General features: G+C 70.5%; 23 protein-coding genes and 1 pseudogene. 12 read left to right on the top strand and 12 right to left on the bottom strand.

What is annotated here, in order from left to right; translation table 11 throughout:
• The first annotated feature begins 8 nt into the window (after positions 1–8).
• From K1X13_RS01335 to K1X13_RS01325, 3 genes are read left to right on the top strand one after another with little or no spacing between them, the layout of a single operon-like run.
• The gene (locus tag K1X13_RS01335) at positions 9–467 is read left to right on the top strand and encodes an NfeD family protein (protein WP_221023250.1); all 459 of its coding nucleotides are present in this window, start codon (positions 9–11) and stop codon (positions 465–467) included.
• A gap of 56 nt (positions 468–523) precedes the next feature.
• Complete coding sequence (locus K1X13_RS01330; RefSeq protein WP_221023249.1) at positions 524–1,663, top strand: SPFH domain-containing protein; 1,140 nt, start codon at positions 524–526, stop codon at positions 1,661–1,663.
• An 11-nt stretch (positions 1,664–1,674) separates the two neighbouring features.
• A complete protein-coding gene (locus tag K1X13_RS01325) occupies positions 1,675–2,424 on the top strand; it encodes a sulfite exporter TauE/SafE family protein (protein ID WP_225914487.1) in 750 nt (249 codons plus the stop codon).
• Positions 2,425–2,440: 16 nt separating this feature from the next.
• On the opposite strand, the gene K1X13_RS01320 is transcribed toward K1X13_RS01325, so the two are convergent.
• The 8 genes from K1X13_RS01320 to K1X13_RS01285 form a co-directional block, all read right to left on the bottom strand.
• Positions 2,441–3,388, bottom strand: coding sequence for a metallophosphoesterase family protein (locus tag K1X13_RS01320; RefSeq protein WP_221023247.1), 948 nt, complete (start codon positions 3,386–3,388; stop codon positions 2,441–2,443).
• 100 nt (positions 3,389–3,488) lie between these two features.
• Positions 3,489–4,235 carry a maleylpyruvate isomerase family mycothiol-dependent enzyme gene (locus K1X13_RS01315; protein WP_221023246.1) on the bottom strand — a complete coding sequence of 249 codons (747 nt, stop codon included), beginning with the start codon at positions 4,233–4,235 and terminating at the stop codon, positions 3,489–3,491.
• A 60-nt stretch (positions 4,236–4,295) separates the two neighbouring features.
• On the bottom strand, positions 4,296–5,258 hold the full coding sequence (locus K1X13_RS01310; RefSeq protein ID WP_221023245.1) for an alpha/beta hydrolase: 963 nt from the start codon (positions 5,256–5,258) through the stop codon (positions 4,296–4,298).
• A gap of 127 nt (positions 5,259–5,385) precedes the next feature.
• Positions 5,386–6,930 carry a catalase gene (locus K1X13_RS01305; RefSeq protein WP_221023244.1) on the bottom strand — a complete coding sequence of 515 codons (1,545 nt, stop codon included), beginning with the start codon at positions 6,928–6,930 and terminating at the stop codon, positions 5,386–5,388.
• 53 nt (positions 6,931–6,983) lie between these two features.
• On the bottom strand, positions 6,984–7,436 hold the full coding sequence (locus K1X13_RS01300) for a Fur family transcriptional regulator (RefSeq protein WP_221024497.1): 453 nt from the start codon (positions 7,434–7,436) through the stop codon (positions 6,984–6,986).
• A 54-nt stretch (positions 7,437–7,490) separates the two neighbouring features.
• On the bottom strand, positions 7,491–8,438 hold the full coding sequence (locus K1X13_RS01295; protein ID WP_221023243.1) for an ABC transporter ATP-binding protein: 948 nt from the start codon (positions 8,436–8,438) through the stop codon (positions 7,491–7,493).
• Positions 8,439–8,440: 2 nt separating this feature from the next.
• Positions 8,441–9,331, bottom strand: a complete 891-nt coding sequence (locus tag K1X13_RS01290; protein ID WP_308249326.1) for an ABC transporter permease — start codon at positions 9,329–9,331, stop codon at positions 8,441–8,443.
• Positions 9,324–10,121: an ABC transporter permease gene (locus K1X13_RS01285; protein WP_221023242.1), complete on the bottom strand. Its 798-nt coding sequence runs from the start codon at positions 10,119–10,121 to the stop codon at positions 9,324–9,326. Before K1X13_RS01285 ends, K1X13_RS01290 begins: the two co-directional genes overlap by 8 nt.
• A gap of 162 nt (positions 10,122–10,283) precedes the next feature.
• Between K1X13_RS01285 and K1X13_RS01280 the strand changes: the two genes are divergently transcribed.
• A complete protein-coding gene (locus tag K1X13_RS01280) occupies positions 10,284–10,778 on the top strand; it encodes an NUDIX domain-containing protein (RefSeq protein ID WP_308249325.1) in 495 nt (164 codons plus the stop codon).
• Between the two features lie 87 nt (positions 10,779–10,865).
• Here K1X13_RS01280 and K1X13_RS01275 read toward each other — a convergent pair whose 3' ends face one another.
• The gene (locus tag K1X13_RS01275; RefSeq protein WP_221023241.1) at positions 10,866–11,387 is read right to left on the bottom strand and encodes a YbhB/YbcL family Raf kinase inhibitor-like protein; all 522 of its coding nucleotides are present in this window, start codon (positions 11,385–11,387) and stop codon (positions 10,866–10,868) included.
• A gap of 90 nt (positions 11,388–11,477) precedes the next feature.
• Between K1X13_RS01275 and cobT the strand changes: the two genes are divergently transcribed.
• The 4 genes from cobT (at position 11,478) to K1X13_RS01255 (ending at position 15,481) form a co-directional block, all read left to right on the top strand.
• Complete coding sequence (gene cobT, locus K1X13_RS01270; RefSeq protein ID WP_221023240.1) at positions 11,478–12,563, top strand: nicotinate-nucleotide--dimethylbenzimidazole phosphoribosyltransferase; 1,086 nt, start codon at positions 11,478–11,480, stop codon at positions 12,561–12,563.
• Positions 12,560–13,795, top strand: a complete 1,236-nt coding sequence (gene cobA, locus K1X13_RS01265) for a uroporphyrinogen-III C-methyltransferase (protein ID WP_221023239.1) — start codon at positions 12,560–12,562, stop codon at positions 13,793–13,795. The genes cobT and cobA overlap by 4 nt, the downstream gene beginning before the upstream one ends.
• Positions 13,783–14,655 carry a TrmH family RNA methyltransferase gene (locus K1X13_RS01260; protein ID WP_221023238.1) on the top strand — a complete coding sequence of 291 codons (873 nt, stop codon included), beginning with the start codon at positions 13,783–13,785 and terminating at the stop codon, positions 14,653–14,655. The genes cobA and K1X13_RS01260 overlap by 13 nt, the downstream gene beginning before the upstream one ends.
• Before the next feature lie 352 nt (positions 14,656–15,007).
• A complete protein-coding gene (locus tag K1X13_RS01255; protein WP_221023237.1) occupies positions 15,008–15,481 on the top strand; it encodes an Ltp family lipoprotein in 474 nt (157 codons plus the stop codon).
• Between the two features lie 26 nt (positions 15,482–15,507).
• On the opposite strand, the gene K1X13_RS01250 is transcribed toward K1X13_RS01255, so the two are convergent.
• Both K1X13_RS01250 and K1X13_RS01245 read right to left on the bottom strand, forming a co-directional pair.
• A complete protein-coding gene (locus K1X13_RS01250; protein WP_221023236.1) occupies positions 15,508–15,735 on the bottom strand; it encodes a helix-turn-helix domain-containing protein in 228 nt (75 codons plus the stop codon).
• 403 nt (positions 15,736–16,138) lie between these two features.
• Positions 16,139–17,617, bottom strand: coding sequence for a hypothetical protein (locus K1X13_RS01245; RefSeq protein WP_221023235.1), 1,479 nt, complete (start codon positions 17,615–17,617; stop codon positions 16,139–16,141).
• Between the two features lie 88 nt (positions 17,618–17,705).
• On the opposite strand from K1X13_RS01245, the pseudogene K1X13_RS01240 reads away from it, so the two are divergent.
• Positions 17,706–18,128, top strand: a pseudogene (locus tag K1X13_RS01240) (TrmH family RNA methyltransferase); the annotation flags it as partial.
• 9 nt (positions 18,129–18,137) lie between these two features.
• Here K1X13_RS01240 and def read toward each other — a convergent pair.
• Positions 18,138–18,722, bottom strand: coding sequence for a peptide deformylase (def, locus tag K1X13_RS01235; protein ID WP_221023234.1), 585 nt, complete (start codon positions 18,720–18,722; stop codon positions 18,138–18,140).
• 77 nt (positions 18,723–18,799) lie between these two features.
• Here def and K1X13_RS01230 point away from each other — a divergent pair, with 77 nt between their 5' ends.
• The 3 genes from K1X13_RS01230 to K1X13_RS01220 all read left to right on the top strand — a co-directional run bounded on the left by K1X13_RS01230 (position 18,800) and on the right by K1X13_RS01220 (position 22,165).
• Positions 18,800–20,185 (top strand): acyl-CoA dehydrogenase family protein, encoded by a 1,386-nt coding sequence (locus tag K1X13_RS01230; protein WP_221023233.1) that lies wholly within the window; start codon positions 18,800–18,802, stop codon positions 20,183–20,185.
• Positions 20,186–20,211: 26 nt separating this feature from the next.
• Positions 20,212–21,432 carry an acyl-CoA dehydrogenase family protein gene (locus K1X13_RS01225; RefSeq protein ID WP_221023232.1) on the top strand — a complete coding sequence of 407 codons (1,221 nt, stop codon included), beginning with the start codon at positions 20,212–20,214 and terminating at the stop codon, positions 21,430–21,432.
• A gap of 124 nt (positions 21,433–21,556) precedes the next feature.
• On the top strand, positions 21,557–22,165 hold the full coding sequence (locus K1X13_RS01220) for a hypothetical protein (protein WP_221023231.1): 609 nt from the start codon (positions 21,557–21,559) through the stop codon (positions 22,163–22,165).
• Positions 22,166–22,192: the final 27 nt, after the last annotated feature.

Raw genomic sequence — 22,192 nt, 5'->3', positions numbered from 1 at the left:
TTGGGAGCATGCTCCCGGAGTGGTTCCAAGAATGGCAGGCGTGGCTCGGCGTGGCCATCGCCCTCGGCGTGGCCGAGCTGTTCAGCCTCGACCTGGTCCTGCTGATGATGGCGGTCGGTGCCGTGGTCGGCATGGCCGCCGCGCTGGTCGGGCTGCCGTTCGCGATCCAGGCCCTGGCCGCCGTCGCCGCTGCCGTCGGCATGCTCGCCCTGGTCCGCCCCAACATCGTCAAGCGGCTCCACTCCGGTCCCGAGCTGACGCTGGGCCACGCCGCCCTGGTCGGGAAGCAGGGCGTGGTCGTCGACGAGGTCTCCTCGCAAGGTGGCCAGGTCCGGATCGGCGGGGAGCTGTGGACCGCCCGCCCGTACGACGACACCGCGGTGATCGAGCCCGGGGCGAAGGTCGACGTGTTCGAGATCAAGGGCGCGACCGCCTACGTGCACAAGGTGCCGGAGATCGGTCCCTGAGATCGGTGCCACGACGTGGCACCGCACCAACGAAAGAGTGACAGAGAGGGGACACCATGGACGGCGTAGGCATCTTGGTGCTGATCGTCCTGCTGGTGCTGTTCGCCGTGGCCGTGATGGCCAAGACGATCCGCATCGTGCCGCAGGCCCGGGCCGGGATCGTCGAGCGGTTCGGCAAGTACAAGGCGACGCTGCCCGCGGGGCTGAACGTCGTGGTCCCGTTCGTGGACAAGGTCCGGTACATGATCGACCTGCGCGAGCAGGTGGTCTCGTTCCCGCCGCAGCCGGTGATCACCGAGGACAACCTGGTGGTCTCGATCGACACGGTCATCTACTTCCAGGTCACCGACCCGATCTCGGCGACGTACGAGATCGCCAACTACATCCAGGCCGTGGAGCAGCTGACCATGACCACGCTGCGCAACATCGTCGGCGGCATGGACCTCGAGGAGACGCTGACCAGCCGCGACGCGATCAACAGCCGGCTCCGCGGCGTCCTGGACGAGGCCACCGGCAAGTGGGGCATCCGCGTGAACCGGGTCGAGCTCAAGGGCATCGACCCGCCGCCGTCGATCAAGGACTCGATGGAGAAGCAGATGCGGGCCGACCGCGAGAAGCGCGCGGTCATCCTCACCGCCGAGGGGCAGCGCCAGGCCGCCATCCTCACCGCGGAGGGCTCGAAGCAGTCCGCGATCCTCAACGCCGAGGGTGCCCGGGAGTCGCAGATCCTCCGCGCCCAGGCCGACCGGGAGTCGCAGATCCTCCGCGCGCAGGGTGAGGGGCAGGCGATCCAGACGGTGTTCCAGGCGATCCACGACGGCCGCCCGGACCAGTCGCTGCTGGCCTACCAGTACCTCCAGATGATGCCGAAGATCGCCGAGGGCGACGCCAACAAGGTGTGGATCGTGCCCAGCGAGATCGGCAAGGCCCTCGAGGGTCTCGGCTCCACGATGAACAGCATGCGGGGTATCCCGGACGACGTGGACGGTCCCGCCAAGCGGGTCGACATGGGCTCCACGGTGCCCGACGTGGCGACGATCGAGGCGGACAACAGGCGCGCCCTCGCGGACACGCACAGCGCCGTCGAGGAGGCCATCGCGGCCGCGCAGGAGTCCGAGCGCGGTACGAGGTCGCCGGCGGCCGGTGACGTGCCCCCGACCACCGACGGCGGAGCCGGGAGCACGCCGCCGCAGTGACGCTCCTGGAGATGACCGCGGTCCTCCTCGCGGGGGTCGCGGCCGGCACCATCAACACCGTGGTGGGGTCGGGAACGCTGATCACGTTCCCGACCCTCCTCGCGTTCGGCGTGCCGCCGGTGACGGCCAACGTGTCGAACACGATCGGCCTGGTGCCGGGCTCGGTGTCCGGCGCGATCGGCTACCGCCGCGAGCTCGTCGGGCAGCGGGCACGGCTGATCCGGCTGGCGAGCGCCTCCCTGCTCGGCGGCATCGTCGGGGCGGTGCTGCTGCTGGCCCTTCCCGAGGAGGCGTTCAGCGCGATCGTGCCCGTCCTCATCGGCCTGGGCTGCCTGCTGGTCGTGCTGCAGCCGACCATCAGCCGCCGGGTTGCCCTGCGCAGGGAGGGCCGCGGAACGGTGCACGAGCACGGCCCGCTCTGGGTGTGGGTGCTGGTGTTCGCGACCGGCGTGTACGGCGGCTACTTCGGGGCGGCGCAGGGCGTGCTGCTGATGGCCGTGATGGGCATCGGCATCCAGGAGACCCTGCAGCGGCTCAACGCCGTCAAGAACGTGCTCGCCGGACTGGTGAACGGCGTGGCCGCGGTGATCTTCATGGCCGTCGCCGAGGTCGACTGGGTCGTCGCCGCGCTGATCGCGGTCGGCTCGGTCGTCGGCGGCCAGGTGGGTGCCACCGTGGGACGCCGCCTGCCGCCCCTGGCGCTGCGGATCGTGATCGTGCTCGTCGGCGTGGCCGCGCTGACCGCCTTCCTCGTCGGCTGACGCGCCCGGACGCCGGTCAGACGCAGCGGCGCATGCCCGCGTCGACGGTGCGGCCGTCGATGGTGCGGTACTTCCAGGCGAACCCGCGCTGGCCGAGGCGTAGCGCGAGGACCCCGGCCGCCCGGTTGTCGCGCACGAGCGACCCCTGCTCCGGCCGGTCGAAACCGTAGAGGCTCCTGCCGCCGGCACCCGCGACGAAGGACAGGATCCCGTGCTTCGCCGGCTGGCCGGCGGCGTTCATCCGCCGGAAGCGCTCGTAGACGTGATCGTGGCCGGCAAGGGCGACGTCGGTGCGGTGCCGCAGGGCGACCTCCCAGAGCGCCTTGACCTCCGTCGTGCTCCCGTGGACGTCGCCGGAGGAGTACCTCGGGTGGTGCATCATGATCGCCGAGCAGCGTCTGTCGAAGCGCTTCATCGCCCAGTTGAGCCAGCGGCTCTGCTTGTGGCAGCTCACCTCGCCGCAGTTGCTGTTCAGCGCGAAGATGCGCCAGCTGCCGACCCGGAAGGAGTACCAGCCGGGGTGCGAGGGCGACTGATCCCGGAAGTAGAGGTAGTAACCCCGCGCGTGGTGGGTGTGGTACTCGTGGTTACCCGGCACGGGCCGCAGCCCCCGCATCGTGCCCCAGGAGGAGTCGAACGACTTCCGGTACTCGGCGGGCTTGGCGTCGTCGTACTGCGTGTCGCCCAGGAGCAGCACTCGGCGGGGTTTGAAGGACCTGGCCAGCCGCGCGGTCTTGCGATGCCGACAGCCGTCCTCGGTCACGGACTCCCCCGGCGGGCAGGCGATGTCGCCGGCGGCGACCACGAGCGGCCCTCGGATCCGGGCCAGCGGCTCGGTGCCCGTGACGGCTGCCCGGACGCGGTCCCGGGCCGGTTCCGGCTTCGGCGCCAACTCACCACCGGCGCAGCCCACGACCAGCAGACAGGGGAGCAGCAGGGCCAGGAGGCGGCGACGTGCGCTCATGGTACCGACCCCCGTGGGGTGTTCCGACCTCCCATTGTCCCACCTGGTGCGCGGGGCCGGGCCGGTACGCGCACCGGTCTGGACCTGCGGAAAGGGGTCGTCAGTCGGTGAAGCAGAGCCCCCGGAAGCGGTCGAGGAGGTCGCCCGGGAGCGTGCCTGTGTCGAGGGCGACCCGGTCGTAGAGCCAGAGCAGCAGGTCCCACGCGGTGCCGGTGACCGCCGGTGCGCCGTCGTCGGACCCGCGCTCCCACCGCGTGGTGCCGGGGGCCGCTCCGTCGGTGACCGTCCAGGCCGTGCCGACGTCCGTGGCGCGCAGCACCAGCGTCCCGTCGAGCGCCGGCCGGCCGGGCTCCGCGGGGTCGGCGTCGCTGGAGACCGAGAAGGTCAGGAACTCCTCGACGGCGTCGGCTGCCACGGCCGGGTCGACCGTGAACGAGCAGCCGGCGGCGTGGGCTGCGTCCCAGTGGTGCACCGCGGCCTCCTGCACCTGGTGCCGCAGCACGAAGCCGACGTCGGCCTGGGCCGGGGCCCAGGTCCACACCGGGTCGGCCGGGTCGGCGGCCGCGAGCGCCCTGACGAGCCGCTCGGCGCCCTGCTCGAACGCTGCCACGAGCTCGCCGTCGGGGCGTCGGGCGGGGCGAAGGGACTCGTCCGGCGGAGCCGCGAGCCGCTGCTCCACGATGGTCCCCCAGAACCACTGCACCTCGGTCAGGTGCCAGACCAGGTCGGCCACGCTCCAGCCGGGGCAGTGCTCGACGGGGGCGGCGAGGTTGTCGCGGCTGGCGGCGGCGAACCCGGCGCTGTGCTCGGCGATCGCGGCGAGGCAGGCGTCCTTGGCGAGGGTCATGCCGGTCACCCTAGGGGCCGCGACCGACAGTCGCCCACGGCTTTCGGCGCGGGAGCGGCCCTACTCGACGTAGGCGTCGTGCCAGCGGGTGACCTCCTCGAAGGCCCGGCGCCGGACCGGCTCGGCGGACAGCGTGACGTCGTGCAGCGCGCCCGGGACCCGGGTCAGCGTCACGTGCTCGGCCAGCTTGTGCGCCCACTTCCGGATCTGCTCGACGTTGAGCACGATGTCGTGCTGCTCGACGCTCTCGTCCCACTCCTTGGGGTAGGAGCTCGCGCCCGAGGTGAGCACGAGCACCGGCGCTCCGACGTCCACCCCGCGGTGCACCTTGGCGTGGCCGCGGCGTACGGCGCGCAGCCAGCCGGCGTACACCGGCCAGCTCTCCAGGGGCTTCCAGTCGAGGTTGAAGTCCCACTCGCCGCGGTGGTCGCGGTGCAGGCTCTCGGCGTACAGCCCCGACACGTTGCGGGGGATGGTCAGGTAGGGCCGGCGCGCGCCGACCTGGTCGATCGCCGTGGTACCCGCGGTGCGGAGCAGGAAGCTGCCGTGGAGGTCGAGCCAGGGGGAGTTCAGGACCATCCCGGCTATAGGCGGCTTGCGGGCGTCGGCCCACAGCGGGGCGATGAGGCCGCCGGTGGAGTGCGCGGTCACGATCACGTGGTCGTGCCCGTCGCGCTCGGTGACGCGGCGCATCGCCTCGTCGACCTCCTCGAAGTAGTGCGCGAGGTCGGTGACGAAGTTGGGGGTCTGGTGCGGGCGCAGCGAGCGGCCGTACTTGCGCAGGTCGAGCGCGTAGAAGTCGTAGCCGCGCCCGGTCCAGTAGTCCGCGGCCGGGGTCTGGAAGAAGTAGTCGGCGAAGCCGTGCAGGTGCAGGACGGCGCGCGTGGTGGGGCCGGCCGCGCGGCGGGACACGAGCGTGGCGACGACCTCGCCCTCGTCGTCGTCGGCCAGCTGGAGGGTCTCGGCGAAGTAGGGGTCGCCGAGGACGTCGACCTCGAGTGTGGGGTCCCGGTGCTGCGTCATGGCTCGATTCTCGCTCATGCGCGGTCGTGCGACGTGCACCGGCGGAGAAGCAGGACGGCGCGGGACCCCCGTGGGTCCCGCGCCGCCGCGTGCTCCGCGTCGACCGCCCGGAAGGGGCGGTCGTAGCTCAGCCCTTGTTGATCGTGGAGCTCTCCACCGTCTCCGAGGGGTCGGCCTCGGTCGGGTGGGGAGCGACGTCCTTCGCCTTGCCGGCGTAGACGGCCTCCTCGATGCGCTTGCCGATCTCCGCGTCGACGTTCTTCCAGTACTCGAAGACCCTCAGGAGCGTGTGGTCCTTCACGCCGCCGAGGATGTGACCGGCCACGTTCTGCACGAAGCGCTCACGGCCGGCGTCGTCGTAGACCTCGCGGACCAGCGTCCCGGCCTGCCCGAAGTCGTCGTCCTCGGGGCGCAGCGTGTACGCCGTGCGCACCATCTCGCCGTCGACCTCCCAGCTGTCCTCCACCGGACCGGTCAGGTCGCTGTAGGGGGCGCCGTAGGAGTTCGGGGCGTACTTCGGGGCGTCCGCGGTGTGCTCGTAGGCCATCGGGCCGTCGAACTGGTAGGTGTAGGCGCCCTCGACACGGTGCTTGTTGACCGGCAGCTGCTGGTAGTTCGGGCCGATCCGGTAGCGCTGGGTGTCGGCGTAGGCGAACACCCGGCCGAGCAGCATCTTGTCCGGCGAGAAGCTGATCCCCGGGACGACCGAGCTCGGGGCGAACGAGGCCTGCTCGATCTGGGCGAAGAAGTTCTCCGGGTTCCTGTTCAGGGTCATCGTGCCGACCTTGATCAGCGGGTAGTCGCCGTGCGGCCACACCTTGGTCAGGTCGAACGGGTTGAACCGGTAGGTCTTCGCGTCCTCGTACGGCATCACCTGGACGTGCAGCGTCCACGAGGGGTGCTCGCCGCGCTCGATGGCCTCGTTGAGGTCGCGGCGGTGGAAGTCGGAGTCCTCGCCGGCGATCCGGTTGGCCTCCTCCTGGGTCAGCGTCTCCACGCCCTGGTCGGACTTGAAGTGGTACTTCACCCAGAACTTCTCGCCGGCGGCGTTGATCCACATGTAGGTGTGCGAGCCGTACCCGTTCATGTGGCGCCAGGTCTTCGGGATGCCCCGGTCGCCCATCAGCCAGGTGACCTGGTGGGCCGACTCGGGGTTGTGGGTCCAGAAGTCCCACTGCATGTCGTTGTCGCGCAGGCCGCTGCCGCCGCGCCGCTTCTGCGAGCGGATGAAGTGCGGGAACTTCATCGTGTCGCGGATGAAGAAGACCGGGGTGTTGTTGCCGACGAGGTCGTAGTTGCCCTCGCTGGTGTAGAACTTCAGCGCGAAGCCGCGGGGGTCGCGCCAGGTGTCGGGGCTGCCCTGCTCACCGGCGACGGTGGAGAAGCGCGCGAGCATGTCGGTCTTCACGCCGGGCTGGAACAGTGCCGCCTTGGTGTACCGCGACACGTCCTCGGTGGTCTCGAAGACACCGAACGCACCGGAACCCTTGGCGTGCACGTTGCGCTCCGGCACCCGCTCGCGGTTGAAGTGCGCCATCTGCTCGACGAAGTGGTGGTCGTGCAGCAGGATCGGCCCGTTGGGGCCCACGGTCAGCGAGTTGCGGTCGCTCTGGGCCGGGGCGCCGCTCCCGGTGGTGGAACCACCGTTGCTGAGGGCTTCGTTGGGGGACATGCCTTCCTCCAGATCTTCTGCGGCCGGGTGGGGCCACGTGTGTGCGGTGGTGGTCAGGACGTGCGTGTCTCGGTAGCGGGCTGCGACGCACAGGTCGCGCAGACGCCCCAGTAGGTCACCTCGGCCTCGTCGACGACGAAGCCGGGGGCCGTGCCGGGGAGGTCCTGCGGTTCCAGGCACGGGGCGGACCCCGTCGCGCAGTCGACGTCCGAGACGGCTCCGCACCGGCGGCAGACCACGTGGTGGTGGTTGTCGCCGACTCGCAGCTCGTACCGCGCCGTGGAGCCCGCCGGCTGGATGCGCCGGACGAGGCCACGGTCGGTGAGGATGTTGAGCACGTCGTACACGGCCTGGGTGGAGACCTGGCCGACGTCGGTGCGTACTCGCTCGAGGACCGCGTCGGCCCCCGAGTGAGGAGCCTCCGCGAGCGCCCTCATCACGGCGACCCGCTGCTTGGTCACGCGCAGACCGGAGTCGCGCAGGACGGTGGCCGGGTCGACGAACATGCGTCCCACCCAAACACCGTTTCTGGAACGAGTCAAGAAAAGCGGGGGGTGTGTCTACCGCGTGTAGATCGCCCGGATCACGTCCTCGATCGCGGGCTCGGTGATGGACAGGTCCGCCACGTCGTACGACGCCGCGACCGCCGCCACCACGGGGGCTGCGCTCGCCTTGGCCGGGAACGACAGCCACTGCCGCGGGCCCTCCACCTTGCGCACCTCCGCCCCCGGTACGTCGATCGGCGGGGCCTCGTCGACGAGGTCCACCACCAGCGTCCGGGTCGACCCACCCCGCTCGTGCAGCAGCTCGAGCGACCCGTCGAAGACCAGGAACCCGTGGTCGATCACCATCACCCGCGAGCACAGCTGCTCGATGTCCTGCAGGTCGTGCGTGGTGAGCAGCAGGGTGACCCCGCGCTCCGCGTTGAGCGTGCGCAGGAACTCCCGCAGCCGGCCCTTGCTCACCACGTCGAGCCCGATCGTCGGCTCGTCCAGGTAGAGGATCTCCGGGTCGTGCAGCAGGGCCGCCGCGATGTCGCCGCGCATCCGCTGGCCCAGCGACAGCTGCCGGACCGGGGTGTCGAGCAGGTCGCCGAGCTCGAGCAGCTCGGTGAACTCCGCAAGGTTGCGCCGGTAGCGGTCCCGGTCGATGCGGTAGATCCGGCGCAGCAGCTCGAAGGAGTCGCGCAGCGGCAGGTCCCACCAGAGCGTGGTGCGCTGCCCGAAGACCACGCCGATCCGCCGCGTGAGCTCCACCCGGTTCCGCGACGGGTCGATGCCCGCCACCGACAGCGACCCGGAGGAGGGCACGAGGATGCCGGTGAGCATCTTGATCGTCGTGGACTTCCCGGCGCCGTTCGGGCCGATGTAGCCGACCATCTCGCCGGCCCCCACCGCGAACGACAGGTGGTCGACCGCGCGGACCTCGTGCACCTCGCGGCGGAACCGGGAGACCTTCCGGCGCACCTCGAACGTGCGGGACAGGTCGGTGACCTCGATCAGTGACATGGCTAGCTTCCCGTCGATCGGTAGCGGCGGACACCGGTGCGCCAGGCCAGGCCCGCCAGCAGGCAGAGTGCGAGGCCGGCCACCGGGGAGGAGAACTGGAGCGCGGCGGGGAGCCCGAACGGGTCGGGCCGGTCGAGGATGTAGAGCGCGGGGTACCAGTTGACGAAGGCGACCGGGACGATGAACGTCAGCGCCTTGACCGCCTCCACCGGGTAGATCGTCAGCGGGTACTGGGTGAGCGTGCTGCCGCCGTAGGTGAACGCGTTCGCGGCCTCGGACCCGTCGGTGGTCCAGAACTGCAGCGCGGCCCCGAGCGTGAAGATGGCCAGGAAGATCACGGTGCCGCACGCCACCAGGTAGGGCACCATCAGCGCCCGGCCCACGGTCCAGTCGACGTCCACGCTCGCGGTGGCCCAGGTGAGCACGGCGGCCGCCTGCGCGATCCGGCCCAGGCGGCGCAGCGCGAACTCGTCGGCGCAGACCTGGGCGAACAACGGGACCGGGCGCACCATCATCGCGTCGAAGGTTCCCATCCGGATCCGGTTGCCGAGCCGCTCGATGTTGCCGAGGGCCAGGTCGGCCAGCCCGAGACAGAGGCTCGAGCCGCCGTACAGGAAGGCGATCTCCGCCAGGCCGAACCCGCCGAGCACGTCGACGTTGGCGAACATGATGACGATCGCGACGAAGTCCAGCGCGGTGATGAACAGCTGCCCGAGGGTGAGCAGCACGAACGACGTGCGGTAGGTGAAGGACACCCGGATCCACATCAGCGCGAGCAGGCCGTAGGCGCGGAAGCCCCAGCGCAGGTTGCCGCCGAGCCGGCGCAGCGGGGCAGGGGCCGGCGTCGGTGCCGGGCCTGTGCTCGGGGCCGTCCGCGTCGTGGGGCTAGCCACCGTGGACCACCACCTTGCGCTGCGCGAGCCGGAGCACTGCCGCGCACATGGCGAGCAGCACGCCGGCCCAGAGGACCTGGAAGCCGAGTCCTGCGAGCGCGTCGACGCCGGTCCGCTGGCCGAGCCAGATGTCGGCCGGCACCTGGAGGTAGGACGCCCAGGGCAGCGCCATCGCGAGGTCGCGGGTCCAGCCGGGGAAGATCACCAGCGGCACCACGAGCCCGGAGAAGAACATCGCGAACACCGCCTGGAGGTTGCGCACACCGGTGTCGTCGAGCAGCCAGAACGCGCTCGCGCTGACCAGCATCCGGATCGCGAAGCTGACCACCACCGCCAGCGGCACCGAGACCGCGAACAGCAGCCAGGCCGTGAGCCCCGCGGGGTAGCGCAGGTCGAACAGCAGCCCGCCGACCAGGGTGGGCGCGACGCCCCGGGTCAGCAGGTGGAACAGTGCGCGGCCGAGGTCCGAGGCCAGCCACCAGCCGAGGAAGCTCACCGGCCGGTACAGGTCGATCGCGACGTCGCCGGTGCGGATCCGGGCCGCGAGGTCGTCGGTGGCGCCGCCGTTCCACACCGCGACGGTCATGATCATCGCCTGGCCCAGCCACACGTAGGTCACGGCGTCGGTGACGTCGTACCCGCCGGCGGTCGGGTTCTGCCTCCAGACGGCGATGTAGGCGAAGGTGATGATCGCGCCGAAGACGCAGTTGGTGAAGATGCCGGCCAGGGTGGCCGCGGTGTACGTCGAGTAGCGCCGGAAGGCACGCGCGGCGATCGCGGCGTACAGCACGGGTCCCCCTGGAGCTCGTCGGCACGTGGGCGCACGCAAGAAACCCCAGGTCGCGCCGACCGGGGGAGTGGGTGAGCCGTTGTGTGGTTTTGTGGTTGGTTAGTGTGCAGCACGCCCTGGCGTTCTGCCAAGCGACCGACCCCCCTCACCACCGGAGGCCCCGTGACCCGCAGCAACGCCGCCGCGCCCGTCGAGGACGAGACCCCCTGCTTCGACCGCAACTGCCGGGTCGCGAGCGCCCTGCTGGTGGACGCCCGCGGCTGGGTCCTGCTCCAGGAGCGCGACGAGCACGCGAGCGTGTCCCCTAACCAGTGGGGGCTCGTCGGCGGGCACCTCGAGGAGGGGGAGACCTGGGAGGCCGCGCTGCACCGGGAGGTCGAGGAGGAGACCGGCGTCCGCGCGGACGGGTACGAGCTGTGGTTCGACGAGATCGTCCAGCACTCTCCGAAGAGCTCCTCACACCTCGCGGACCGGTGGCAGATCTGGGTGGCCCGCACCGAGCTGACCGACCACGAGATCACCCTCGGCGAGGGCCGGCAGATCGTGTTCGTCGACCCCGAGCGGATCCGGCGCCGCGAGCTCGACCTCGCGCTGTCGGCGCAGCACGTGCTGCCGCTGTTCCTGGACTCGGAGACCTACCGCGGCATGCTCCGCTGACCCGTCGTGCTGGGCGGGGTCGACGCGCCGACCCGCCGCGTCCTGGCAGCGGGATGCGGCGGGTCGGGGTGTCTCCGGGTGTCGCGGTCAGTGCTGGTAGGTGCCGTGCAGGATGGCGCGGCCGAGCGTCTTGAACGCGAGGTTGAACGACACCACCGCGGGGGAGGCGTCGGAGTCCACGCCGAGCGTCTCCTCGCCGACCGCGTGCACCACGAAGAAGTACCGGTGCGGCTGGTCGCCCTGCGGCGGGGCGGCACCCATGAAGCCCATGGTGCCCCCGTCGTTGCGGCAGTGGAACGCCTTGCCGGGCAGGTGACGGGAGGCGGCGCCGGTGTCGAGCGAGGTCACGTCGGCCGGGAGGTCCACGAGCACCCAGTGCCAGAACCCCGACGGGGTGGGAGCGTCCGGGTCGAAGCAGGTGACCACGAAGCTCTTGGTGCCTTCCGGAGCCCCGGACCAGGACAGCTGCGGCGAGGTGTTGCCCTCGTGGGCGACCTGGGCGGCGTCGAGCGGCTCCCCGTCACGGACGTCCGTGCTGGTCAACGTGAACGACGGGACGGACGGGAGGAGCTCGTACGGGTTCGGGCTGACCGGACGGTCGAGGCTCATGCGGTACCTCCTGTGGTGGGCGTTCTCGCACCCTAGTCCGCTCTGTGGGCGCGTTCCAGGGACCCGGACGGGGCCGGGAGAATGGGGGACATGAGCGCCTCCTCCGCCGACAGCGGCCTGCTCCGCCGGACGGTCGCCGCCGTCGTCCCCCCGGACCCCGCCGCGATCTCCGACGCCCGCCTGCGGCAGGCCCAGCTCACCAAGCCCCCGGGCGCGCTGGGCGTCCTCGAGGACGCCTCCCTCGCCCTGTGCGGCATCCAGGGCACCTGCCCGCCGCGTCCGCTCGTGCGCCCCGTCGTCGCGGTGTTCGCCGGCGACCACGGGGTGCACGCCCAGGGCGTGAGCCCCTGGCCACAGGAGGTCACCGCCGCGATGGTGGCCAACTTCCGCGCCGGCGGGGCGGCGGTGAACGTGCTCGCCCGCCAGGTCGGCGCCGACGTGCTCGTGGTCGACATGGGGGTCGCGGCCGACCTCGACCCGGGCACCGACCTGCTCGACCGCAAGATCGGCCGGGGTACGGCGGACCTGGCGACCGGGCCCGCGATGACCCGGGCGGAGGCCGAGCGGGGACTCGCCGCCGGGATCGAGGTGGCCCACCTGCTCGTGGACCGCGGCCACGACGTCCTGCTCACCGGTGACATGGGGATCGGCAACACGACCCCGTCGGCCGCGCTCGTCGCCGCGTTCACCGGGGCGGACGCGGCCGCGGTCACCGGTCGCGGGACGGGGGTCGACGACGCGACGCACGAGCGCAAGGTCGACGTCGTACGCCGCGCCCTCCGCGCCCGCCCGGTCGGGGACGACCCGGTCGAGACGCTCGCGTCGCTCGGCGGGTTCGAGCACGCCGGGCTGGCCGGCCTCGTGCTCGGCGGCGCCGCCCGGGGGGTCCCGGTGATCCTCGACGGGGTCATCGCCGGCGCCGCCGCGCTCGTGGCCCAGGCCCTCGCGCCCGACGCGGTCGGGTACTGCTTCGCGGGCCACCGCAGCGTCGAGCCGGGCCACACCGTGGCACTCGAACGGCTCGGGCTGCGTCCGCTCGTCGACCTGGACCTCCGCCTCGGTGAGGGGACCGGCGCCGTGCTCGCGCTGCCCATCGTCCAGGCGGCCGGGGCCACCCTGCGGGAGATGGCCACCTTCGACTCCGCCGGCGTCGCACGGAAGGACGGCCGGCGATGAGCGACGGCTTCGCCCCCTACCCCTCGGGACTGATGCTGGGCGGCCGCCGGGTGGTCGTGGTCGGCGGCGGGCACGTCGCGCAGCGCCGGGTGCCCGCCCTGCTCGCCGTGGGCGCCGACGTCCTGGTCGTCTCGCCGGCGGTGACCCCGGCCATCGAGGGGCTCGTCGGCTCCGGTGAGGTCGCCTGGCGGGAGCGTGGCTTCGAGCCGGACGACCTCGACGGCGCCTGGTACGTGATCGCGGCGACCGACGTCACCGCGGTCAACGAGCAGGTCAGCGCCGCGGCCGAGGGGCGCCGGATCTTCTGCGTCCGGGCCGACGACGCCACCCGGGCCACCGCGTGGACCCCCGCGGTCGGCCGGCACGCCGGTGCGACGGTGGCGGTCCTCGGCAACCGGCAGCCGCAGCGGTCCTCGGCCCTGCGCGACGAGATCATCTCCGCGCTCCGCGACGGCGTGCTCGACGCCACCGCGCACCGCGACAAGACGCCCGGCGTGATCCTCGTCGGCGGCGGCCCCGGTGACCCGGAGCTGGTCACGGTCGCCGCCCGCCGCGCGCTCAGCGAGGCCGACGTGGTGGTCGCGGACCGGCTCGCCCCGCGCGAGCTGCTCAGCGAGCTGTCGCCGGACGTCGAGCTGATCGACGTCGCGAAGCTGCCCCGGGGCCGGTCCGCCACCCAGGACGAGATCAACCGGGTCATCGTCGAGCGGGCGCAGGCGGGCAAGCGCGTGGTCCGGTTCAAGGGCGGCGACTCGTTCGTGTTCGGCCGCGGCTACGAGGAGGTCATCGCCTGCGCCGAGGCGGGAGTGCCCTGCTCGGTCGTGCCCGGCCTGACCAGCGCGATCTCCGTGCCCGAGGTGGCCGGGATCCCGGTGACGCACCGCGGCGTCGCGCACGAGTTCACCGTGGTCTCGGGCCACGTGCCACCCGACCACGACACCTCGCTGGTCGACTGGGACGCCCTGGCCCGCATGCGCGGCACCGTCGTACTCCTGATGGCCGTGGAGAACCTGCCGGCGATCGCGGCCCGGCTCACGTCCGCGGGGCGCTCGCCGCGGACCCCGGTCGCGGTGGTCTGCGAGGGCACGATGCCGGGGGAGCGGACCGTGCTGTCCACCCTCGCGGAGGTCGCCGAGGACATCGAGCGGGAGCAGGTCCGCCCGCCGGCGATCGTCGTGGTCGGCGACGTGGTCGCGGTGGCCAACCCGGACAGGTACCCGTGGCAGCGCTGATCGAGGTCACGGACCCGGACGACCCCCGCCTGGCCGACTACCGGGACCTGCGCGACGTCGAGCTGCGCAAGCACCTCGAGGCCGAGCACGGGCTGTTCCTCGCCGAGGGCGAGAAGGTGGTGCGGCGCGCCGTGGAGGGCGGGTTCGCCGCCCGGTCGTTCCTGATGGCGCCGCGCTGGCTCGACGGTCTCGAGGAGGTGCTGGCCTCGAGCGACGCGCCCTGCTACGTGGTCAGCGAGGACCTCGCGGAGGCGGTCACCGGCTTCCACGTGCACCGCGGAGCGCTGGCGTCGCTGGAGCGGACGCCGCTGCGCTCGGTCGAGGAGGTCGTCGCCGGTGCCCGGACCGTGGTCGTGCCTGAGGACGTCGTGGACCACACCGACGTCGGGCTCACTAGACTGCCCCCCACTCGACGGCGGATCGCCGTGCTTGAGGATCTGGTTGACCATGCAAACGTTGGAGCCGCCTTCAGGAATGCCGCGGCACTTGGAGTTGAGGGTGTTCTGCTCTCGCCTCGCTGTGCCGATCCGCTCTACCGTCGGGCCATCAAGGTATCCATGGGGGCGGTTCTCCAGATCCCGTGGACGCGGGTTGACCCGTGGCCTGATGGCCTCGCAGCACTCATGGAGCACGAGTTCACTGTCGTCGCGATGACGCTCGCCAAGGACGCGGTTGACCTCGACGAACTGGTTTCGATGGAACCGGAGCGACTGGCTCTTGTGTTCGGCACCGAGGGCTCGGGGGTAACCCCAGAGACAGCGTCCATGGCAGACCTGCGTGTTCGCATTCCAATGGCTGCCGGTGTCGACTCCCTTAACGTTGCCGCTGCAACGGCAGTCGCCTTCTACGCCACCCGCTGATTCCCATGGGCGTCCCGCGTGCCTGCAAGGGTTTGATACCCGTCGAGCCAGTGTGAGTCCGGCGCAACAATTGACGACTCGGTCTACTTCCTCGTGTGGAGTTCCTCGCCTATCGGTCTCCCGACGGCAAGGCCACAGGTGCCGGGGTTGACCTGCAAGGCGACGGACGCACGTCCATCGAGCGGGGCATCGGCTCCGCGTGCGCCGGACTGGTCTAAGAACTTTTCGAGTTCTCCCACCCCGAGTCCTCTCCGGGGGGGACGATTGTCTCTCCCTCCCTCCCTCTCGGGTGATCTGTCATGCCCGAAGGACAGGCCCAACAGCACAAGAAAAGATAGAAGGAGATCCGTCCATGAAGAAGAAGCTCGTCATCGGAACCGTCATCGCTCTCGTCTTCGCGCTCGGTGCATGCGAGGTTCCCGAGGACGACGGCACCACCCACGCGGAGAGGGTCGTCAAGGAGCAGCAGGCCGCGCAGTCGAAGGACAAGCCCAGCGGCGAGGTCAAGGAGGCCAACGAGCCGGAGGCCCCGCAGTACTCCGTCGCGCAGGAGAACGCGATTGCTTTGGCGGCTGACTACCTCGACTACAGCGCCTACTCCCGCTCCGGCCTCATCGACCAGTTGAAGTACGAGGGGTTCTCTGCCAAGGACGCCACGTTCGCGGTCGATCACATCAAGGTCGACTGGAAGGTGCAGGCCGCTGCGTCTGCCAAGGACTACCTCGACTACAGCGCCTACTCCCGTTCCGGTCTGATCGATCAGTTGAAGTACGAGGGCTTCACCACGGAGCAGGCCACCTATGGCGTCAACCAGACTGGGCTCTGAGAAACGGATACTGGCGCAGTGGGCGCTCAGTCGAAGAGTGACCCGACTGGGACCCGCAGGGCCGCGGCCAGGGCTCGAATGTTCACCAGCGAAACGTTCCGCTGGCCGCGCTCGATCTCCGAGATGTAGGTCGGATGAAGCCCAACGGCGTTGGCTAGGGCCATCTGCGACAAGCCACTCTCCTTGCGGAGTGTGCGCAGTCGATGACCGAAGCCTTCCTGCCACTCGCGGGCTTGCTGGGGGTCGGCAGTCACGAACGGTGACGGTAGACACGCAACAGACTATGAGTCGATAGACTCATAAGTCATGTCCACAAGGCATCCCCTCGAAGATGCCATCGACCAGGTACGCGCCCGCATCGCGGCGCGTAGGCGCTTGTGGGCTGAGAATCGCGCGAGGCTAACTCCAGAGGACGCGCGCCAAGTGCACGCCGCTCTCGAAGACTGCTCCATGGCGTTTCAGCGTGCGCGGTCGGCCATCCGGCGGGCCGCACCGCTGCGCCGCGAGGCCAGCGATGTTGTCGAGCACCTCGATCTGTTGCGCCGGAAGCTAGACCGAGCGAACGACGAACTCCGAATCCTCCGGAGTCGTTGGGACGAGGCTGACCCGTACGGGCGGGGCAGAGCATCAGATGAGTAGCGGCCTGCGATCACACGGCTAGTCGGATGCCCACCCGGACTCGATGGCGTAGGCCTTCAACTTCCTGAGCGTGTACTGCGCGATTTCTGACCTGTTCGCGGTGGTCAAGAAGTCGCCCGATCGCCAATGCAACTCGACGCCGGTCACAAGCTCTTCTGTATCGATTGCTATGTCGGGGATGAGAGGCATGTACGGCAACTTCTTTTCGATGAACACCTCGCCCAGGTCCGGCTTTCCCTGCGTCAGGTAGTCGCCCAGCGCTTGGTTGAGCTTCTTGTCGTTTCCTGAGCCGAAGCCGTAGTCCTCGGCAAGGAGTTCGAACGCTGCGCGTGCATCGTGCGCCGGATTCCCGCGGATCTCCGCGGTCGCCGAATCCGTACCGAGCAGTAGCCGGCCGAAATCGGCCCTCTCGAAGTAGTTGGTGATGTCACTCGGCGGACGGGAGTTGATCCCCAGCTTCTCAAGCACGGACGATGCGGCTTCTGGTCCGAAACGCCTCACGACTGGCACAGTCAGGGATGGGGATAGGTGCACGATTCTCGCGTCGAGCCGAACGATGGTCTGCACAAGCAGGCCTCGTCGAGTCGACCACCACTTCCCAATAACGCTGTTGGGGGTCGCTCCAAGCAACTTATCCGCGTCCAAGAAACCATAACGAGAACTACCGGTCAGTTCGCCGAGTACGCCAGCCTTTCCGCTCTCGCTGGCCATCCCGATGATTACCCGCAAGGGCTTGCGGGTTTCAGCCAGCAGTTTGGCAAGTAGAGCGACGAAGTCGTTCCCGATCCGGTCCAGGAAGTCGCCCAATGTCTTCTCGGTGCACGGGTCGTAAGTCCGCGGGTCGACGCCCAACTCCTCGAGGCTGTCGAGGCCATTGACTAGTTTCAGGGTCGCGACGGCGGTGTCCTGCCAGGACTCGATAGGCGGTCCGGAGACCCGCGCCGGGATCGAGACAGGCGACTTGCCGGCCCGTTCCTCGAAGTCAGTTGCCATCTTCGTCGCGGTCGTTAAGGAGGTCTCGGGCCAAACAACAAGTGAACGTGAACCCACGCCGTTCTCTCGCAGGAACGACTTGATCTGGCTCAATTCTTTATCCGAGGGAGGGTCGCTCTCGCGGTCATCGACGTTGATTACCAAGACACGCTTCTCGTTCGCCGGGAGACCGTGATCGTCGGACAGTGCTTCCGCGATCTGCCGGAGTCGATCCGCAGAAACGTCACCCCCGGCAAGGCGGGCCGTAGGACCGAACTCCTCAGGCAGCCAGGACCCGACGCTGGTGACCAGGGTGGTCTTTCCGGTGCCCGAGCGCGCGTAAAGCGGAAGGAACAAGCCCCTACCCCGGGCCTTGATGTGGAGCGCACACTCTCGAAAGACATCGAGTACGTGATCCTCCGGTGCGACCAAAATCTGGGCTACTTCCGGGCCGATCGCAGCCACAAGTGACTCGAAGCGTGACGGTAGCCGCAACTGTTCGAGGAGATGTTGGTGCTCCGACACAGATCCTCCGTGGTCGACCGATGGCTCGAATTCGCCTCAGGAAGTGTAGGGGATGGAGTGCCCGGGCTAGTGGATCTGATTTGCGCGACTCGACCACATAAACGTCGGCGCGATCTTCCGGTGCGCGGCCGCCCTCGGCGTGGACGCGGTCGTGCTCTCGCCGCGTTGCGCCGACCCGCTGTACCGCCGGTCGATCAAGGTCGCGATGGGCGCGGTGTTCACGATCCCCTACGCCCGGATGGACGACTGGTACGACGGGGTGACGACGCTGTCGCGGCTGGGCTTCACGACCGTCGCACTGACCCCGGCCGACGACGCCGTCGAGATCGAGGACGCCGTCGCCGGACGGGACCGGGTGGCCCTGCTGATGGGCTCGGAGGGGCCGGGGCTGTCCCGCCGGTGGATGGAGACCGCCGACGTACGCGCGGTGATCCCCATGGCGGCCGGCGTCGACTCGCTCAACGTCGCGGCTGCGACCGCGGTGGCCTGCTACGTGGTCGCCCGCCGCTGACCCGCGCGGTCAGGTCGCGGGCCAGGTCTCCGGGAAGCGGTCGGCGAGGTCGTCGGCCTGCTTGAACAGCTTCTTCCGGGCACGTCGCCCGAGCCGGTCGCCGAAGACCGTGCCCCTGCAGTGGTCGGTCTCGTGCTGCAGGCACCGGGCGAGCAGGCCCCGTCCGCCGTAGCTGACCGGGCTCCCGTCGAGGTCCTGGCCCTCGACCCGGGCGAAGTCGGGCCGGGCGCAGTCCACGAACGCGCCCGGCAGGGACAGACAGCCCTCGTCGTCCTCGTCCAGCCGGCGGTCGCGCCCCTCGGGGAGGAACAGCTCGGGGTTGCAGACCACGCCCTGGTGGTGCACGCCCTGCTCGTCGGGGCAGTCGAAGACGAAGATCGAGCGGTCCACGCCGATCTGGCAGGCGGCCAGACCGACCCCGTCGGCGGCGTACATCGTGGCCACCATGTCCGCGGCGAGCGTCCGCAGCTCTTCGTCGAAGACGGTCACCGGCTCCTGGGTCCGGTGCATCACCGGCGACCCCCAGCGGGTGATCGGGCGGACGGTGCCGCCGCTCGGCAGCAGTGAGGGGACGCTCGGCTCGGCATCAGGCATGCCGGACATCCTAGGCGTGACCCGGGCCACGCCGGGCACCTGTGGCCGAATGTGTAACTCGCAGTTACAGTTACCGCATGTCCACGACCCGAAGCACCCGCGACGCGACGGCACCCGGCGGCTCCCGCAGCCGGCACGGCGTCACGTCCGCGGACAGCCGTGACCCGATCGGCATCGCCGTGGCGGTCCTGAACAAGCTCGCCCAGACCTCCGCGCTCGACCGGTTCGGCCTGCGCAGACCCACCGAGCGGGTGGTGTTCGAGACGACCCGCGCGGGGTTCCGCACCGTGGGGAACGTCAGCCGCGCCTTCGCCCGCAAGGGCCGAAGCGACGGTACGCCGGTCCGCCTGCCCGCGGCCGCCGCGACCGGTCGCTTCGACCTCACCCCGACCGAGGACGAGCAGATGCTCGTCGACGTGGTCGGCGAGTTCGCCGCCGAGGTGGTCCGTCCGGCCGCGACCGAGGCCGACGAGGCCTGCGCCGCCCCGGAGGAGCTGCTGCGCTCCAGCCTCGAGATCGGGCTGCCGATCCTCGGTGTCCCCGAGGACCTGGGCGGCATCTCCACGGAGCGCTCGGCGATGGCCGGCACGCTCGTCGCCGAGGCGCTCGCGAAGGGCGACCTCGGCCTCGCGGTGGCGTGCCTGGCCCCCGGCGCCGTGAGCACCGCGCTGTCCCTGTGGGGGAGCGACGAGCAGCAGGCGACGTACCTGCCCGCGTTCACCGGCGACGACGTCCCCGCCGCGGCGCTCGCGCTGACCGAGCCGCGCCCCCTGTACGACGCCCTGGCCCCCGAGACCACGGTGGTCCGGGACGGCGACGGGTTCGTGCTCAACGGCGTGAAGTCCCTCGTGCCGCGGGCCGCCGACGCGGAGCTGTTCGTGGTCGGTGCGCTGCTCGACGGCGCGCCCGCGCTGTTCCTCGTCGAGTCGTCGACCGAGGGCCTGCGGATCGAGTCGGAGCCGTCGATGGGCGTGCGCGCCGCCGGCCTCGGCCGCGTGCTGCTCGACGACGTACGCGTCGGACCGATCGCGCTGCTCGGGGACACCCGGGGCGAGGCCTACGCCGAGTGCGTCCGGCTCGCACGCCTCGGCTGGTGCGCCCTCGCGCTCGGTACCGCGCAGGCGGTCCTCGACTACGTCGTCCCCTACGTCAACGAGCGCCAGGCGTTCGGGGAGCCGATCAGCAACCGCCAGTCGGTCGCGTTCATGGTCGCCAACATCGGCATCGAGCTGCAGGCCATGCGCCTGGTCACCTACAAGGCCGCCAGCCGCGCCGCCCAGGGCAAGCCGTTCGACCGCGAGGTCGCGCTCGCCCGGAAGCTGTGCGCCGAGCGCGGCATGCAGATCGGCAACGACGGGGTCCAGCTGCTCGGCGGCCACGGCTTCGTCAAGGAGCACCCCGTCGAACGGTGGTACCGCGACCTGCGGGCCATCGGTGTGATGGAAGGAGGCGTCCTGGTCTGAGCCTCGGCTCACGACAGGCACCCGTCATGATCAATCTCGAGACACCCAGGAAGTTCCGGCCGCTGGTCGGCCAGGCGCACCAGGTCGCGATGAACCTGCTCCGCCCCAACTCCCGCAAGTACGACCAGTTCGAGCACGAGTACCCCAAGGAGCTCGACATGCTGGCGGCGATGATCGACGGGCTCAGCGAGTCCGGCGCCGCGAGCGGGGCGGGCGCCTCCGGCGTGCGGCGCGAGGAGGGTACGCCGGACGAGGCCGCCGCCGGCACGAAGAACGGCTCCAACCTGGCCTCCGTGCTCTCCATCACGGAGATGTGCTGGGGCGACGTCGGCCTGCTGCTCTCCATGCCCCGGCAGGGCCTCGGCAACTCCGCGATCGCCTCGGTCGCGAACGAGGAGCAGCACAAGCGCTTCGACGGTGTCTGGGCGAGCATGGCCATTACCGAGCCCGGCTGCGGCTCGGACTCCGCCAACATCCAGACAACTGCGGTGCTCGACGGTGACCACTACGTCCTGAACGGCGAGAAGATCTTCGTCACCGCGGGTGACCGCTGCGACGCCGTCGTCGTGTGGGCGACCCTCGACAAGAGCCTGGGTCGCGCCGCGATCAAGTCGTTCGTGGTCCCGAAGGGCACGCCGGGCATGAACGTCGAGCGTCTCGAGCACAAGCTCGGGATCAAGGCATCCGACACCGCGACCATCCGGTTCGAGGACTGCCGGGTGCCGAAGGAGAACCTGCTCGGCAGCCCCGAGGTGGACGTCAAGCAGGGCTTCGCGGGCGCGATGGCGACCTTCGACAACACCCGCCCGCTGGTCGCGGCGATGGCCGTCGGCTGCGCCCGCGCCTCGCTCGAGCTGACCCGCGAGCTGCTCGAGAAGGCGGGGGTCGCGATCGACTACGACCGTCCCGCGCAGGTGCAGTCGGCCGCGGCGGCGACGTACCTGCAGATGGAGGCGGACTGGGAGGGGGCCTACCTGCTCACCCTCCAGGCGGCGTGGATGGCCGACAACCGCAGGCCCAACTCGCTCGAGGCGTCGATGGCCAAGGCGAAGGCGGGCCGGGTCGGCAGCGACATCACCCTGCGCTGCGTCGAGCTCGCCGGCAGCATCGGCTACTCGGAGCACGAGCTGCTCGAGAAGTGGGCGCGCGACTCCAAGATCCTCGACATCTTCGAGGGCACCCAGCAGATCCAGCAGCTGATCGTGGCGCGACGCCTGCTCGGCAAGACCTCCGCGGAGCTCAAGTAGCCGACGAGGGGTACGGCGTCCGCGCGGACGCCGTACCCCCGCTCGGCGGCGTCTCGTCGCCGCACGAGTGACCTCTCGACACCGCACGAGTGACCTCTCAACGAGTCGGGGTACACGTGGGGGCATGAAGCTCTACGCTGACGCGCCCGTACGCCGCGCCCGCCAGGTCACCGGCGACCTGCTCCTGCTCCTGTGGATCTGGGCCTGGGTGAAGGTCGCGTCCGTCGTCCACGACGCCACGCTGACCCTGGCCCGGCCGGGGGAGGAGATCTCCGACGCCGGCGGCGGGCTCGCGGACCGGCTGCGCGAGGCGGGGGACACCGTCGCCAACGTCCCGCTCGTGGGGGACGAGGTCCGCGGCCCGTTCGACGGGGCGGGCTCCGCGGCCGAGCGCCTCGCCGCGGCCGGTGACGCCCAGGTGGCCGCGGTGCAGGACCTGGCGTTCTGGCTGGGTCTGGCGGTCGGCGCGATCCCCGTGCTGATCGCGCTCGCGGTGTACCTGCCGCTGCGCTGGCGGTTCGTGCGCGAGGCCACCGCGGGCCGTCGGTTCATCGACAGCGTCGACGACCTGGACCTGTTCGCGCTCCGGGCGATGGCACGGCAGCCGATGCACCGGCTGGCCCGGATCAGCGACGACCCGGCGGGCGCCTGGCGGCGGCAGGAGCCGGAGGTCGTGCGGGCGCTGGCCGCCCTGGAGCTGCGTGACAGCGGGCTGAGCGTCCCGGACCGCTGAACCGGCCACATCGCTGACAGGGCGCCC

The sequence above is a fragment of the Nocardioides jiangsuensis genome, from assembly GCF_019679455.1.
GTDB lineage: Bacteria > Actinomycetota > Actinomycetes > Propionibacteriales > Nocardioidaceae > Nocardioides_C > Nocardioides_C jiangsuensis.
This window is presented reverse-complemented; position numbering and strand designations above follow the sequence as displayed.

Excerpts from the sequence above, each read along its gene's own strand:
- K1X13_RS01275 (WP_221023241.1), bottom strand. The coding sequence starts at position 11,387 with ATGAGCCTCGACCGTCCGGTCAGCCCGAACCCGTACGAGCTCCTCCCG.
- K1X13_RS01315 (WP_221023246.1), bottom strand. The coding sequence starts at position 4,235 with ATGACCCTCGCCAAGGACGCCTGCCTCGCCGCGATCGCCGAGCACAGC.
- K1X13_RS01295 (WP_221023243.1), bottom strand. The coding sequence starts at position 8,438 with ATGTCACTGATCGAGGTCACCGACCTGTCCCGCACGTTCGAGGTGCGC.
- K1X13_RS01335 (WP_221023250.1), top strand. The coding sequence starts at position 9 with ATGCTCCCGGAGTGGTTCCAAGAATGGCAGGCGTGGCTCGGCGTGGCC.
- K1X13_RS01225 (WP_221023232.1), top strand. The coding sequence starts at position 20,212 with ATGATCAATCTCGAGACACCCAGGAAGTTCCGGCCGCTGGTCGGCCAG.
- def (WP_221023234.1), bottom strand. The coding sequence starts at position 18,722 with ATGCCTGATGCCGAGCCGAGCGTCCCCTCACTGCTGCCGAGCGGCGGC.
- K1X13_RS01320 (WP_221023247.1), bottom strand. The coding sequence starts at position 3,388 with ATGAGCGCACGTCGCCGCCTCCTGGCCCTGCTGCTCCCCTGTCTGCTG.
- cobA (WP_221023239.1), top strand. The coding sequence starts at position 12,560 with ATGAGCGACGGCTTCGCCCCCTACCCCTCGGGACTGATGCTGGGCGGC.
- K1X13_RS01330 (WP_221023249.1), top strand. The coding sequence starts at position 524 with ATGGACGGCGTAGGCATCTTGGTGCTGATCGTCCTGCTGGTGCTGTTC.
- cobT (WP_221023240.1), top strand. The coding sequence starts at position 11,478 with ATGAGCGCCTCCTCCGCCGACAGCGGCCTGCTCCGCCGGACGGTCGCC.
- K1X13_RS01230 (WP_221023233.1), top strand. The coding sequence starts at position 18,800 with ATGTCCACGACCCGAAGCACCCGCGACGCGACGGCACCCGGCGGCTCC.
- K1X13_RS01305 (WP_221023244.1), bottom strand. The coding sequence starts at position 6,930 with ATGTCCCCCAACGAAGCCCTCAGCAACGGTGGTTCCACCACCGGGAGC.
- K1X13_RS01255 (WP_221023237.1), top strand. The coding sequence starts at position 15,008 with ATGAAGAAGAAGCTCGTCATCGGAACCGTCATCGCTCTCGTCTTCGCG.
- K1X13_RS01300 (WP_221024497.1), bottom strand. The coding sequence starts at position 7,436 with ATGTTCGTCGACCCGGCCACCGTCCTGCGCGACTCCGGTCTGCGCGTG.
- K1X13_RS01310 (WP_221023245.1), bottom strand. The coding sequence starts at position 5,258 with ATGACGCAGCACCGGGACCCCACACTCGAGGTCGACGTCCTCGGCGAC.
- K1X13_RS01325 (WP_225914487.1), top strand. The coding sequence starts at position 1,675 with ATGACCGCGGTCCTCCTCGCGGGGGTCGCGGCCGGCACCATCAACACC.
- K1X13_RS01220 (WP_221023231.1), top strand. The coding sequence starts at position 21,557 with ATGAAGCTCTACGCTGACGCGCCCGTACGCCGCGCCCGCCAGGTCACC.